This window comes from Micromonospora sp. WMMD1076 (assembly GCF_029581475.1).
GTDB classification, from domain to species: Bacteria; Actinomycetota; Actinomycetes; order Mycobacteriales; family Micromonosporaceae; genus Micromonospora; species Micromonospora aurantiaca.
Genome location: NZ_CP120862.1, coordinates 3,790,751 through 3,804,475 on the forward strand (window position 1 = coordinate 3,790,751; position 13,725 = coordinate 3,804,475).

10 protein-coding genes are annotated in these 13,725 nt (G+C 72.3%); 7 read left to right on the top strand and 3 right to left on the bottom strand.

Features of this window, described 5'->3' with window-relative positions:
- Positions 1-110: 110 nt before the first annotated feature.
- Positions 111-1,394: a citrate synthase gene (locus O7622_RS17990; RefSeq protein WP_013286008.1), complete on the top strand. Its 1,284-nt coding sequence runs from the start codon at positions 111-113 to the stop codon at positions 1,392-1,394.
- Between the two features lie 178 nt (positions 1,395-1,572).
- Here the strand turns inward: O7622_RS17990 and O7622_RS17995 are convergent, their stop codons facing one another.
- Entirely contained in the window at positions 1,573-2,970 is a 1,398-nt protein-coding gene (locus tag O7622_RS17995; protein ID WP_282309324.1) for a glycosyltransferase family 4 protein, read from the bottom strand.
- 317 nt (positions 2,971-3,287) lie between these two features.
- Here O7622_RS17995 and glgX point away from each other — a divergent pair, with 317 nt between their 5' ends.
- The 4 genes from glgX to O7622_RS18015 all read left to right on the top strand — a co-directional run bounded on the left by glgX (position 3,288) and on the right by O7622_RS18015 (position 10,261).
- Complete coding sequence (gene glgX / locus O7622_RS18000) at positions 3,288-5,408, top strand: glycogen debranching protein GlgX (RefSeq protein ID WP_282309325.1); 2,121 nt, start codon at positions 3,288-3,290, stop codon at positions 5,406-5,408.
- Between the two features lie 3 nt (positions 5,409-5,411).
- Positions 5,412-7,712 (top strand): malto-oligosyltrehalose synthase, encoded by a 2,301-nt coding sequence (treY, locus tag O7622_RS18005; protein ID WP_282309326.1) that lies wholly within the window; start codon positions 5,412-5,414, stop codon positions 7,710-7,712.
- Positions 7,709-9,439 carry a malto-oligosyltrehalose trehalohydrolase gene (gene treZ / locus O7622_RS18010; RefSeq protein ID WP_282309327.1) on the top strand — a complete coding sequence of 577 codons (1,731 nt, stop codon included), beginning with the start codon at positions 7,709-7,711 and terminating at the stop codon, positions 9,437-9,439. Before treY ends, treZ begins: the two co-directional genes overlap by 4 nt.
- A 174-nt stretch (positions 9,440-9,613) precedes the next feature.
- Complete coding sequence (locus O7622_RS18015; RefSeq protein ID WP_282309328.1) at positions 9,614-10,261, top strand: maleylpyruvate isomerase family mycothiol-dependent enzyme; 648 nt, start codon at positions 9,614-9,616, stop codon at positions 10,259-10,261.
- Between the two features lie 46 nt (positions 10,262-10,307).
- On the opposite strand, the gene map is transcribed toward O7622_RS18015, so the two are convergent.
- Entirely contained in the window at positions 10,308-11,081 is a 774-nt protein-coding gene (gene map, locus O7622_RS18020) for a type I methionyl aminopeptidase (RefSeq protein WP_282309329.1), read from the bottom strand.
- Between the two features lie 66 nt (positions 11,082-11,147).
- On the opposite strand from map, the gene O7622_RS18025 reads away from it, so the two are divergent.
- Positions 11,148-11,438 carry a helix-turn-helix transcriptional regulator gene (locus O7622_RS18025; RefSeq protein WP_282309330.1) on the top strand — a complete coding sequence of 97 codons (291 nt, stop codon included), beginning with the start codon at positions 11,148-11,150 and terminating at the stop codon, positions 11,436-11,438.
- Between the two features lie 70 nt (positions 11,439-11,508).
- Positions 11,509-12,114 (top strand): DUF6518 family protein, encoded by a 606-nt coding sequence (locus O7622_RS18030; protein ID WP_282309331.1) that lies wholly within the window; start codon positions 11,509-11,511, stop codon positions 12,112-12,114.
- Between the two features lie 113 nt (positions 12,115-12,227).
- Here O7622_RS18030 and O7622_RS18035 read toward each other — a convergent pair whose 3' ends face one another.
- Positions 12,228-13,706 (bottom strand): glutamate--cysteine ligase, encoded by a 1,479-nt coding sequence (locus tag O7622_RS18035; RefSeq protein ID WP_282309332.1) that lies wholly within the window; start codon positions 13,704-13,706, stop codon positions 12,228-12,230.
- Positions 13,707-13,725 lie beyond the last annotated feature (19 nt).

A 13,725-nucleotide genomic window follows, 5' to 3' on the forward strand; every position in this document is an offset into this window, starting at 1 on the left:
GGTGACGCACACCTCACCCCGAAACCATGACGAGCGGTGTTCCCCGCGCCGTGATTACGGTAGAAGCGAAGGCAATTCAACGAAGATCTTGCCGGCGAAGCGAGGAACAGATGACGGAAGTCAAGCTCGACCACCCCGGTGGGCAGCTGTCGATGCCGGTGCAGTCCGCGGTTGAGGGCCCCGCCGGGATCGGGGTGAGCAAGCTGCTCAAGGAAACCGGGATGACCACGTACGACCCCGGTTTCGTGAACACCGCGTCCTGCTCGTCCGCCATCACCTACATCGACGGTGATGCCGGCATCCTGCGGTACCGCGGTTACCCGATCGACCAGCTGGCCGAGAAGTCCTCCTTCCTGGAGGTCTCCTACCTGCTGATCTACGGTGAGCTGCCGTCGCAGACGCAGCTCACCGAGTTCAGCGAGCGGATCCGGCGGCACTCGCTGCTGCACGAGGAGATGCGCCGCTTCTTCGACGGGTTCCCCCGCGACGCGCACCCGATGGCCGTGCTCTCCTCGGCCGTCAGCGCCATCTCGACCTTCTACCAGGACAGCCTGGACCCGTTCGACTCCGAGCACGTGGAGATGTCCACGGTGCGGCTGATGGCGAAGGTCCCGACCATCGCGTCGTACGCGTACAAGAAGTCGATCGGGCAGCCGCTGCTGTACCCGGACAACTCGCTTGGCTACGTCGAGAACTTCCTGCGGATGACGTTCGGCGTGCCGGCCGAGCCGTACGAGGTCGACCCGGTGGTGGCCCGGGTGCTGGACATGCTGTTCATCCTGCACGCCGACCACGAGCAGAACTGCTCCACCTCGACCGTGCGGCTGGTCGGCTCCAGCAACGCCAACCTGTTCGCCTCGGTCTCGGCCGGCGTGAACGCGCTGTTCGGCCCGCTGCACGGCGGCGCCAACCAGGCCGTCCTGGAGATGCTCCAGAAGATCCAGGCCGACGGCGGCGACGTCCGCTCCTTCGTGCAGAAGGTGAAGGACAAGCAGGACGGCGTGAAGCTGATGGGCTTCGGGCACCGGGTCTACAAGAACTACGACCCGCGCGCCGCCATCGTGAAGAAGGCCGCCCAGGACGTGCTCGGCCGGATGGCCAAGCCGGATCCGCTGCTGGACCTCGCGGTGCAACTGGAGGAGATCGCGCTCGCCGACGACTTCTTCGTGTCCCGGCGGCTCTACCCGAACGTGGACTTCTACACCGGCCTGATCTACAAGGCCATGGGCTTCCCGACGAAGATGTTCACGGTGCTGTTCGCGCTCGGCCGGCTGCCCGGCTGGATCGCGCAGTGGCGCGAGATGATCAACGACCCGGAGACCAAGATCGGTCGCCCGCGGCAGATCTACACCGGCGCCACCGAGCGGGACTACGTCCCCGCCGCCCAGCGCTGAGTGTGCAAGGAAGGGCCCCCTCTTAACGCCTCAGGTAGCGGAGGGGCCCCCTTTTAACACGCGCACGACGAAGGCCGCCGACCCGAGCAGGGTCGGCGGCCTTCGTCGTGCGCGCCGGGGTGGGCGGCGTTAACAAGGGGCCCTTCCTCTACCCGAGGCGTTAATAAGGGGCCCTTCCTTACCTCAGGGCGGCGGCGGTGAGGAGGTTGCCGTCGGGGACGTGAGGGGTCGCGTGGCCGTGTGCCATGCGGTGCTGGGCGCGGGCGGCGGTGAACGCCGGGTCGCCGGCGATGGCGGCGGCGTACGCGGCGGCCGTGCGGGACGCGATGGCCGCCCAGCCGTACTGCTCGTGCACCATGCTGCGGGCCCGCCGGGCGAGCGCACGCGCCCGGTCCCGGTCGGACAGCAGCGTGTGCACCGCCTCGGCCAGCCCGTCCGGGTCGTGCGGGGCGAACGTCATCCCGGTGACGCCCGGCTCCACGATCTCGGCCAGCCCGCCGGTACGGGCGACAGCCAGCGGCGCACCGGCGGCGGCCCCCTCCAGCGCCACCATGCCGAACGGCTCGTAGATGCTCGGCACCGCGAAGCAGTCCGAGGCGGCCATGACGGCGGGCAGGTCGGTGCCGCCGAGGAACCCGGGCATGCTCACAGTGGCGCCCAGCCCGAGGCGGTGCACCTCGGCCTCCAGGTCCGCCTTGTACGGCCCGTCGCCGACGATCACCGCGCGCAGCCCGGGGTGCCGGTCGCGCAGCCGGGGCAGCCCGGCCAGCAGGTGCTGCACGCCCTTCTCGTACACCAGGCGCCCGGCGAACGTGACCAGCGGGCCGTCGCCGGCGAACCGGGCCCGGGCGTCGGCGACCGCCGACGCGGGCACCCGCCAGCGGTGCGGCTCGACGCCGTTGGGGACCACGTCGACGCGGGCGGCGTCCACGCCGAACAGCGCGCCCACCTCGTCGCGCATGTAGCCGGAGCAGACGATCACGCGGCCGGACTCGCCGGCGAGCCAGTGCTCGACGCCGTGGATGGTGCGGTTCATCTCCTCGGGCAGCCAGCCCTGGTGCCGGCCCGCCTCGGTGGCGTGGATGGTGCTGACCAGCGGTACGTCCAGGTGTTCGCGCAGCGTCATCGCGGTGTGCGCGACGAGCCAGTCGTGGGCGTGGATGACGTCGTAGGTGCCGGCGGAGGTGGCGCGCAGTGCGGTCCGGGTGAGTGTGTGGTTGAACGCCATCGTCCAGGCGAGCAGGGAGCCGGTGGCGAGGGGGAAGGTGACCGGGTCTTCGGCGGCGCGGATGACGCGGACGCCGTCGGCGTATTCCTCCAGGGGAGCGCCCTCGGCGTGGCGGGTGACGACTGTGACCTCGTGTCCGGCGGCGGCCAGGGCGACGGACAGCGCGTGCACGTGGCGGCCGAGGCCGCCGACGAGCACCGGCGGGTACTCCCACGACAGCATCAGGATGCGCCGGGTCCGGGGCGCGGACCCGGCCGGCGACGGGGGCGCCGGGCGGGAGGTGAGGGTGGGCCGGTGGAGCCGGTCCGTCGCGGCGGCGGGCTGAGCGCCGACCCGCAGAGTGGTCACGTGGATCTCCGTCCATGCATGGTGAGGCACGCCGGCTTCGGTGGCGGCGTCGAGCGGTGGTGAGGGGTGGCCGAACGGCCGGGCGGGCCCGCGCGCGCGTGGGCCCGGATCCAGGAAAGTCCATCCGTCGCCGGTCCGCATCTCGAAAAGGGCGATCGTGACGGATGACACCCGAACGTCTGTCCGTTCGCAGGAGGGCGGATTCGGTTACGGTCCGAACGGGTGGATTGACGGCGGGTACGACTGGGCATCACCGGCGTGCGCATCGGCGGTTCCCCCTGTCCGGTGCGCTCACGATCATGGGCCGAAGGAGCGACATGCAGGTCTGGCCGGGCGAGAGCTACCCCCTCGGCGCCACGTACGACGGGATGGGCACCAACTTCGCGATCTTCTCCGAGGTGGCGGAGAAGATCGAGCTGTGCCTGTTCGACGAGTGGGACATCGGCACCGAGCGGCGGGTGGAGCTGCGCGAGGTCGACGCGTACGTCTGGCACGCCTACATCCCCGGTGTCGAGCCCGGCCAGCGCTACGGCTACCGGGTGCACGGGCCGTGGAACCCGGCCGAGGGGCTGCGCGGCAATCCGCACAAGCTGCTGCTCGACCCGTACGCGAAGGCGGTCGACGGGGAGGTCACCTGGCACCCGTCGGTCTACGACTACGAGGTCGGCGGCGACCCGGACGTGATGAACACCGCCGACTCGGCGCCGTACATGCCGAAGTCGGTGGTGGTGAACCCGTACTTCGACTGGGGCAACGACCGGCCGCCGCGCACCCCGTACCACCACTCGGTGATCTACGAGGCGCACGTGCGCGGCCTGACCATGCGCCACCCGGGCATCCCGGAGGAGTTGCGCGGCACGTACGCGGCGATCGCCTCACCGGTGATGATCGAGCACTTCAAGCGGCTCGGCGTGACGGCGGTGGAGCTGATGCCGGTGCACGAGTTCGTGCACGACCACCGCCTGGCCGACCTGGGGCTGCGCAACTACTGGGGCTACAACACCATCGGCTTCTTCGCCCCGCACCACGGCTACTCCGCGCTGGGCCGCCTGGGCCAGCAGGTGCAGGAGTTCCGGGGCATGGTCAAGGCGCTGCACGCCGCCGGCATCGAGGTCATCCTCGACGTGGTCTACAACCACACCGCCGAGGGCAACCACCTCGGGCCGTCGCTGAGCTTCAAGGGCATCGACACCCCGAGCTACTACCGCCTCTCCGAGGAGGACAGGCGCTACTTCGTCGACTACACCGGCACCGGCAACAGCCTCAACGTGCGCAGCCCGCACTCGCTGCAACTGATCATGGATTCGTTGCGCTACTGGGTCACCGAGATGCACGTCGACGGCTTCCGGTTCGACCTGGCGGCCACGCTCGCCCGCGAGTTCTACGAGGTGGACCGGCTGTCCACGTTCTTCGAGGTGGTGCAGCAGGACCCGGTGGTCGGCCGGGTGAAGCTGATCGCCGAGCCGTGGGACGTCGGCCCCGGCGGCTACCAGGTCGGCAACTTCCCGCCGCAGTGGACCGAGTGGAACGGCAAGTACCGCGACACCGTCCGCGACTTCTGGCGCGGCGAGCCGGCCACGCTCGCCGAGTTCGCCTCCCGCATCTCCGGCTCCGCCGACCTCTACCAGGACGACGGCCGCCGCCCGTTCCACAGCATCAACTTCGTCACCTGCCACGACGGGTTCACGCTGGCCGACCTGGTCTCCTACAACGACAAGCACAACGACGCGAACGGCGAGGACAACCGGGACGGGGAGAGCCACAACCGGTCCTGGAACTGCGGCGTCGAGGGGGAGACCGACGACCCGGGCGTACGCGCGCTGCGCGCCCGGCAGCGGCGCAACTTCCTCGCCACGCTGATCCTGTCCCAGGGCGTGCCGATGCTCGGCCACGGCGACGAGCTGGGCCGCACCCAGCGCGGCAACAACAACGCCTACTGCCAGGACAGCGAGATCGCCTGGGTCGACTGGGACCGGGCCGACGGCGAGCTGCTGGACTTCGTCCGCCGGCTCACCGATTTCCGCAACCGGCACCAGGTGTTCCGCCGCCGCCGGTTCTTCACCGGCCTGCCGGTGGGCGGCCGGGCCGCCGGCTCCGCGCTGCCGGACCTGGCCTGGTACACCCCGGACGGCCGGGAGATGACCGGTGAGGACTGGGGCAACGACTTCGGCCGCTCGGTGGCCCTGTTCGTCAACGGCGACGGCATCGGCGAACGTGGCCAGTACGGCCAGCGTCACCGGGACAGCTCGTTCCTGCTGCTGTTCAACGCGCACGACGCGCCGCTGGACTTCACGCTGCCCGGCGAGGAGTTCGGCACCCGGTGGGAGCTGGTCATCAGCACCGCGGAACCCGATCCGGAGAAGACGATGCTCGTCGAGGCGGGCGGCACGGTCTGCGTGCCGGACCGTTCGCTGCTGGTCCTGGAGAGGACGGCCTGACCGATGCCCGACACCCCTCGCTCGACCTACCGGGTCCAGGTGCGTCCCGGCTTCGACCTGGACGCCACGGCCGGGCTGGCGGGCTACCTCGCCGCGCTCGGCGTCACCCACCTCTACACCGCGCCCCTGCTCACCGCCACCCCCGGCTCCACCCACGGCTACGACGTGGTGGACCACCGCGCGGTCAACCCGCAGCTCGGCGGCGAGGCCGCCCGGGCGCGGCTGGTCCGGGCGCTGCGCGCGGCCGGGCTGGGCCTGGTCGTGGACATCGTGCCCAACCACGCCGGGGTGGCCCGGCCCGAGGCCAACCCGGCCTGGTGGGACGTGCTGCGGCGGGGACGCGACTCGGCGTACGCGCGCTGGTTCGACATCGACTGGGACCGCGGGCGGCTGCTGCTGCCGGTGCTCGCCGACACCGCCGACGCGCTCGACGACCTGAAGCTCGTCGACGGGGAGCTGCGCTACCACGAGCACCGCTTCCCGGTCGCCGACGGCACCGGTGACGGCACACCCCGCCAGGTGCACGACCGGCAGCACTACGAGCTGGTCAACTGGCGGCGCGGCGACGCCGAGCTGACGTACCGCCGGTTCTTCGCCGTGTCCGACCTGGCCGGCCTGCGGGTGGAGGACCCGGAGGTCTTCGACGCCACCCACGCGGAGATCCTGCGCTGGGTCGGCGCCGGGGAGGTCGACGGGATCCGCGTCGACCACCCGGACGGGCTGCGCGACCCGGCCGGCTACCTGGCCCGGTTGCGCGCCGCCGCGCCGGAGAGCTGGCTGGTGGTGGAGAAGATCCTGGAGTACGGCGAGGACCTGCCGGACTGGCCGGTCGACGGCACCACCGGCTACGACGCGCTGGCCGCCGTGTCCGGGCTGTTCGTCGACCCGGACGCCGAACCGGAGTTCACCACGCTCGACGGCCGGCTGACCGGGCGGCACACCTCCTGGCCGGACCTGACGCACGCCACCAAGCTGGAGGCCGCCACCCGGCTGCTCGCCGCCGAGCTGACCCGGCTGGCCGCGCTCGTGCCGGAGCTGCCCGGCGAGCAGGTCCGCGCGGCCCTGGCCGAGCTGGCCGCCTGCTTCCCGGTCTACCGCGGCTACCCGCCCGAGGGGGCGCGGCACCTGGCCGCCGCCCGCAGCGAGGCAGGTCGCCGCCGCCCCGACCTGACCGGCGTACTCGATCAGGTCACCGCCCGGCTGCGCGACCCCGGACACGAGCTGGCCGCCCGGTTCCCGCAGTTCACCGGCGCGGTGATGGCCAAGGGCGTGGAGGACACCGCGTACTACAGGTGGAGCCGGTTCGTCGCCCTCAACGAGGTCGGCGGCAGCCCGGCCCACTTCGGCGTACCAGCGGCCGAGCTGCACCGGTTCGCCGCCACCCGGCAGGTGCGGTGGCCGGCGAGCATGACCGCGCTCTCCACCCACGACACCAAGCGCGGCGAGGACGTCCGCGCCCGGCTCGCGGTGCTGTCCGAGCTGCCCGGCCGCTGGGCCGAGCGGGTCGCCGACTGGATGTCCCGGGCGCCGCTGGCCGACCCCGCGCTGGCCCACCTGCTCTGGCAGACCGCCGTCGGGGCGTGGCCGATCGAACGGGAACGACTCCACGGGTACGCCGAGAAGGCCGCCCGGGAGGCGTCGGTCACCACCAGTTGGGCCGACCCGGACCCGGCCTTCGAACACGAGCTGCACGCCCTGGTCGACCGGATGTACGACGACCCGGAACTGCACGCCCAGATCACCGCGTTCGCCGCCGAGATCACCCCGCCCGGCTGGTCGAACGCGCTCGGGCAGAAGCTGGTGCAGCTCGCCATGCCCGGTGTGCCCGACGTCTACCAGGGCACCGAGCTGTGGGAGAACTCGCTCGTCGACCCGGACAACAGGCGGCCGGTCGACTTCGCCGTACGCCGGGACATGCTGGCCCGGCTCGACGCCGGCCGGCGGCCCGCGGTGGCCGACGACGGCGCGGCCAAGCTGCTCGTGGTGTCCCGGACGCTGCGGCTGCGCCGCGACCGCCCGGATTTGTTCGGCGGCTACCGGCCGGTGCCGGCGCGCGGCCCGGCCGCCGCGCACGCGGTCGCCTTCGACCGGGGCGGCGCGGTGGCTGTGGCGACCCGGCTGCCGCTGCGGCTGGCCCGCTCCGGCGGCTGGCGGGACACGACCGTGTCACTTCCCGTTCATCAGTGCACCGACTTGTTCACCGGGCGGGTCTACAGTGGTTCTGAGCTGCTCCTGGATGATCTGCTGAGCACCTATCCCGTCGCCCTCCTCGCACCCACCGACTCTGTGGAGGCCGCCGCATGACCGAGTTCACGGTGTGGGCGCCCGAGGCCGCGCGGGTGCGGCTGCGCCTGCCCGGCGTCGCCGACCACGCGATGCGTCAGGGGCCGGACGGCTGGTGGCGGGTCGAGGTGCCCGGCGCCGGGCCGGGAACCGACTACGCGTTCCTGCTCGACGACGACCAGGCGTTGCCCGACCCCCGCTCGGCCTGGCAGCCGGCCGGGGTGCACGGGCCCAGCCGGCTCTACGACCACGCCGCGTTCGCCTGGTCCGACGCCGCCTGGACCGGCCGGCAGCTACCCGGCAGCGTGCTGTACGAGCTGCACATCGGCACGTTCACCCCGGAGGGCACGTTCGACGGGGCGATCGCGAAGCTCGACCACCTGGTCGGCCTCGGCGTCGACATGGTCGAGCTGCTGCCGGTGAACGCGTTCAACGGCGAGTACAACTGGGGCTACGACGGCGTCTGCTGGTACGCCCCGCACGAGCCGTACGGCGGCCCGGACGGGCTGAAACGGTTCGTCGACGCCGCCCACGCCAAGGGCCTGGGGGTGATCCTCGACGTCGTCTACAACCATTTCGGGCCCTCCGGGGCCTACGCGCCGCGGTTCGCGCCGTACCTCACCGAGCAGAGCAACACCTGGGGCCGCACCGTCAACCTGGACGGCCCGCACTCCGACGGGGTACGCCGCTACATCGCCGGCAGCGTGCTGGGCTGGCTGCGCGACTACCACGTCGACGGGTTGCGGCTGGACGCCGTGCACGCCATGCCGGACGGCCGGGCCGTGCACTGGCTGGAGGAGGTCGCCGCCGAGGTCGAGGCGCTGTCCACGCACCTCGGGCGGCCGCTGTCGCTGATCGCCGAGAGCGACCTCAACGACCCGCGCCTGATCACGCCCCGGGAGGCGGGCGGGTACGGCCTGCAGGCCCAGTGGAACGACGACGCCCACCACGCGCTGCACACGCTGCTCACCGGTGAGCGGCAGGGCTACTACGGCGACTTCGGCTCCCTGGAATGCCTCACCGACGTGCTGACCGGCGGGTTCTTCCACGCCGGCACGTGGTCCAGCTTCCGGGGCCGCAGTCACGGCCGCCCGGTCGACAGGCAGCGCACGCCCGGTCACCGCTTCGTGGCGTACCTGCAGAACCACGACCAGATCGGCAACCGGGCCACCGGCGACCGGATCTCCGCCACGCTGTCGCCCGGCCTGCTGCGCGTCGGCGCGACGCTGCTGATGACCGCGCCGTTCACGCCGATGCTGTTCATGGGGGAGGAGTGGGCGGCCTCCACGCCGTGGCAGTTCTTCACCAGCCACCCCGAGCCGGAACTCGCCGCGGCGGTCGCCACCGGCCGCCGGCGCGAGTTCGCCGACCACGGCTGGGCCACCGAGGACGTACCAGACCCGCAGGACCCGCAGACGTTCCTGCGGTCCCGGCTGGACTGGGCCGAGCTGGACAAGCCGGACCACCGCGAGACGTACGACCTCTACCGGCGGCTGATCGCGCTGCGCCGCTCCCGGGCCGACCTGTCCGACCCCCGGCTGGACCGGATCGACGTACGCCACGGCGACCGGTTCCTGGTGATGCGGCGCGGCGACACGCTCGTGGTGGCGAACCTGGCCGGCCGGGCGCAGCGGATCAACCTGCCCGGGGTGGTACGCCGGGTGCTGCTCGCCACGTCCGAGGGCGTCACCGTCATGCGCGACGGAATCGAGCTGCCGCCGGAGTCGGCCGCGATCGTGGCGCTCTGACCACCTCATCCGCTCAGCTTCCGCCGTACCGCCTCGGCGTCGGCGTGACCGGGTTCCTCGTACAGCGCGAGTGACGTACGCGCGGCGAACGTCGAATCCGGCCCGCAGCGTCGGAGCGGTGAGTTCGCCGCGGCGGCGCGGTCCAACCTCCGACGGCCCGACTCTGGAGGTCCCATGTCCGACACGCTGACCCGCCGCGAGCTGTGGGCGCTCGCGCACGCCGAGCGCGCCGCCCTGGCCGACGATCTCGCCGGGCTCGACGCGGCGCAGTGGGCGCGCCGCTCGCTGTGCGGTCGGTGGACGGTGGAGGAGACGCTGGCGCACATGACGGCGGCGGCGAGCATCGGCCGCGTCCGCTGGCTCGCGAGCGTGCTCGGCGCCCGGTTCGACTTCGATCTGCACAACGACCGCCGGCTGGCCAAGCACCGGGGCGCCGACCCGGGGGAGACGCTGGACCGGTTCCGGCGGATCATCGGCAGCACCACGTCCACGTTCGGGCCGACCGAGGCATGGCTCGGTGAGGTGGTCGTGCACGCCCAGGACATCCGGCAGCCGCTCGGCCTGACACGTACGCCGTCGGTCGAGGCCGTCACCCCGGTCGCCCGGTTCTACGCCGGGCGGGACTTCACGGTGGCCGGGCGCAGCGCGATCGACGGTCTGCGGGTGGAGGCGACCGACGGGCCGTTCACCGCCGGCGCCGGCCCGCTGGTCAGCGGCACCACCGTCGCGCTGACGATGGCGATGGCCGGGCGGGCCGCCTACTGCGACGACCTCACCGGCCCCGGCGTGCCGACGCTGCGGGAGCGCTGCGCGTCCGCCTGACGACGCCCGGCGGCGGGGGAGCCGTGGACGCCTGCCGCAGCGAAGGTCACTGCTCCGGCAGCGTCAGGATCTCCGCGCCGTCGTCGGTGATGGCGATGGTGTGCTCGCTGTGCGCGGTGCGGCAGCCCGTCGCGCTGCGCAGCGTCCACCCGTCGGCGTCGGTGACCAGCGTCGCGGTGTCCGCCATCACCCACGGTTCCAGCGCCAGCAGCAGCCCGGGACGCAGCGTGTAGCCGCGACCGGGCCGCCCGGTGTTCGACACGTGCGGATCCTGGTGCATCGTCGACCCGACGCCGTGGCCGCCGAACTCGGTGTTGACCGAGTAGCCGGCTTCGGTGAGGACGGAGCCGATGGCGTGCGAGAGGTCGCCGACGCGGGCACCGGGACGGGCCGCGGCGATCCCGGCCCGCAGCGCCCGCTCGGTCGCGTCGACGAGCGCGACGCTCTCGGCGGGCCGGTCGTCGCCGACGAGGAAACTGATCGCGGAGTCGGCCACCACCCCGCCCAGGGAGACGGCCAGGTCGAGGCTCAGCAGGTCGCCGTCGGTGAGTGCGTAGTCGTGCGGCAGCCCGTGCAGCACCGCGTCGTTCACTGAGGTGCAGATGTAGTGGCCGAACGGCCCGCGCCCGAAGGACGGCTCGTAGTCGACGTAGCAGGACTGCGCCCCGGCCTCGGCGATCATGCGCCGCGCCTGCCTGTCGATGTCGAGCAGGTTCGTGCCGACGGTGGTGCGGCTGCGCAGCGTCTGGAGGATGTGGGCGACCAGGGCGCCGGTGTCCCGCGCCCGCCGCACGTCGGTGAGGCTCAGGATCTCGATCATTCAGGCGCCTTCCTCGCTCGACCAATAAGTATCCCGGTCATGTTATCCCGGTATTAGAATCCTGGCATGGTCAGGTTGCCCCTCACCCCCGCCGAGGTCGAGCGCGGGCAGCGTCTCGGTGCGCTCCTGCGCCGCGCCCGGGGAGAGCGTTCGATGCTGCTCACCGCGCTCGACGCGGGTGTCTCCCCGGAGACGCTCCGGAAGATCGAGTCCGGCCGGGTCGCCACGCCGGCGTTCCCCACCATCGCGGCCATCGCCGACGTGCTCGGCCTCTCCCTCGACGAGGTGTGGTCCGAGATCAACCGATCCGACGCCGCGGTGCGTCTCGCGCCGTCCGAGCCGCGTCTCGCCTCGTAGGGCCACCCTGCCGAGCCTCGCAGGCCCACCCTGCCGAGCCCGTGGGAGCATACTGAGTATGCTCTCACGCATGCCACCCTCGCGTCGCGCCGTCGCGCTCGTCGTCCCCGTCGCCGGTTTCCTGCTCGGCTTCCTGGACTTCGTCTGGATCAAGTGGGTGCCGTTCCCGTTCGCCGAACTCGGCAACTCCACAGCCACCTGGGCGGTCGCCGCGTTCGCGCTGGCCTGGTGGATCCGGTCGGGCGCGGTGCGCGCCGCCGTGGCGGCCGGCGTCCTGCTGATCGTCGCGGTGCCCAGCTACTACCTGGCGGCGACGCTGCTCCAGGGCGACGACCTCGCCGTGATCTGGTCGTCCACCTCGATCGTGTGGATGGCGTTCGGCGTGGTGGCGGGCGTGGTGTTCGGCGTGGCCGGCATCTGGGCGCGCACCGGGGGATGGCGGCGCGTCGTGGGGACCGCGCTGCCGGTGGCCGTGTTCGTCGAGGAGGCGCTGCGGTTCGCGTTGAAGTCGGGGTCCTATCCCGGAGCGTGGTGGAACGTGGCGATCGACCTCGGGCTCGCCGTGCTGCTGGTGGCGCTGATCGGCCGGTCCGCCCGGGTGCGGCTGCTGGCCGCCGCGGTGGCGCTGCCGCTGGCCGCGGCGGGCGCGGTCACGTTCTCCGCCGTCGCCGGCTGACCCACCGCGCCGGCCGGCGGACCGCCGGTCCTGCGGCGAACGCGCTGGTCGCCCAGGCCGCGCGGGCGACGGTGACCGCACTGCGCTGACGCGAGGCGCCGCGCCGGCCCGGCTCAGGGGATCGGCCACTCGTGCACGGGCCGGTTGCTGTGCATCAGGTCGACGTAGTGGCGGACCACCTCGCGCAGCGCCGCCGGCCGGTCCATGTGGTCGGCCGACTCCAGCCGATGCAGCGTCTCCACCTGCCACGTCGCGCCGTTGCGGCCGGTCAGGCAGCGCTGCTCAACGATGCCGAGCAACCGGTCCCGCTCCGCCGGGTCCAGGCCCCACCGGTCCAGCCCGTGGTGGGCCATCGGCAGCAGCCGCCGCAGCACCATCTCGGTCACCGGCAGGTAGCCCAGTCCGGGCCAGTACACCTGGGCGTCGATGCCGTACCGGGCGCAGGCGTTGAAGTTCTCCTCGGCCGCGCTGAACGACATCTGCGACCACAACGGGCGGTCGGACTCGGCGAGCGCCCGTACCAGGCCGAAGTAGAACGCGCCGTTGGCGACGGTGTCCAGCACCGTCGGCCCGGCCGGCAGCACCCGGTTCTCCACCCGCAGGTGCGGCCGGCCCTTGAGCACGTCGTAGACCGGCCGGTTCCACCGGTAGATGGTGCCGTTGTGCAACCGCAGCTCGGCCAGCTTCGGCACGCCGCCGCTGTGCAGCGTGGCCGCCGGATCCTCCGGGTCGCAGACCGGCAGCAGCGCCGGGAAGTAGCGGACGTTCTCCTCGAACAGGTCGAACACCGAGGTGATCCAGCGTTCGCCGAACCACACCCGCGGGCGTACCCCCTGGGCCTTGATCTCCTCCGCCCGGGTGTCGGTGGCCTGCTGGAACAGCGGCACCCGGGTCTCGCGCCACAGCTCCCGGCCGAAGAACAGCGGGGAGTTCGCGCCGAGCGCCACCTGGATCCCGGCGACCGCCTGGGCCGCGTTCCAGTAGTCGGCGAACTGCGCCGGGCTGACCTGGAGGTGGAACTGGGTGCTGGTGCACGCCGCCTCCGGCGTGATGGTGTCGGCGGTGGTGGCCAGCCGCTCCACCCCGCTGATCGCGATCGGCAGGTCCTCGCCCCGGGCGGCGAAGATCTGCTCGTTGAGCAGCGCGTACCGGGGATTGGCCGACAGCGTCTCGGCGGTCAGGTGCTCCGGGCGCAGCGTCGGCAGGATCCCGATCATCACCATGTGCGCGCCCACCGCGCGGGCCTTCTCCTCGGCGGCGTTCAGGCTGGCCCGGACGTGCTCCTCGAACGCCGCCGTGCCGGTACCGGCGAGCCGCCGCGGCTCGACGTTGATCTCCACGTTGAACTGGCCCAGCTCGGTCTGGAACGCCGGGTCGGCGATCGCCTCCAGCACGTCGGCGTTGCGCATGGCCGGGTCGAAGCCGTCGTCGACCAGGTTCAGCTCGATCTCCAGGCCGGTCATCGGCCGCTCCACGTCGAACCGGGACTCGCGCAGCATCTCGGCGAACACGTCCAGGCACCGCCGGACCTTCTCGCGATAGCGGGCCCGGTCCTCCCGGCTGAAGGTACGCACGCCGACGTCCTCGCCCATGGTCACCACCCTGTCACCG

Bases quoted from the DNA above. Each gene is read 5' to 3' on its own strand.
- treY (WP_282309326.1), top strand. From the start codon at position 5,412: ATGCCCGACACCCCTCGCTCGACCTACCGGGTCCAGGTGCGTCCCGGC.
- O7622_RS18015 (WP_282309328.1), top strand. From the start codon at position 9,614: ATGTCCGACACGCTGACCCGCCGCGAGCTGTGGGCGCTCGCGCACGCC.
- O7622_RS17990 (WP_013286008.1), top strand. From the start codon at position 111: ATGACGGAAGTCAAGCTCGACCACCCCGGTGGGCAGCTGTCGATGCCG.
- O7622_RS18030 (WP_282309331.1), top strand. From the start codon at position 11,509: ATGCCACCCTCGCGTCGCGCCGTCGCGCTCGTCGTCCCCGTCGCCGGT.
- map (WP_282309329.1), bottom strand. From the start codon at position 11,081: ATGATCGAGATCCTGAGCCTCACCGACGTGCGGCGGGCGCGGGACACC.
- O7622_RS18035 (WP_282309332.1), bottom strand. From the start codon at position 13,706: ATGGGCGAGGACGTCGGCGTGCGTACCTTCAGCCGGGAGGACCGGGCC.
- glgX (WP_282309325.1), top strand. From the start codon at position 3,288: ATGCAGGTCTGGCCGGGCGAGAGCTACCCCCTCGGCGCCACGTACGAC.
- O7622_RS18025 (WP_282309330.1), top strand. From the start codon at position 11,148: ATGGTCAGGTTGCCCCTCACCCCCGCCGAGGTCGAGCGCGGGCAGCGT.
- treZ (WP_282309327.1), top strand. From the start codon at position 7,709: ATGACCGAGTTCACGGTGTGGGCGCCCGAGGCCGCGCGGGTGCGGCTG.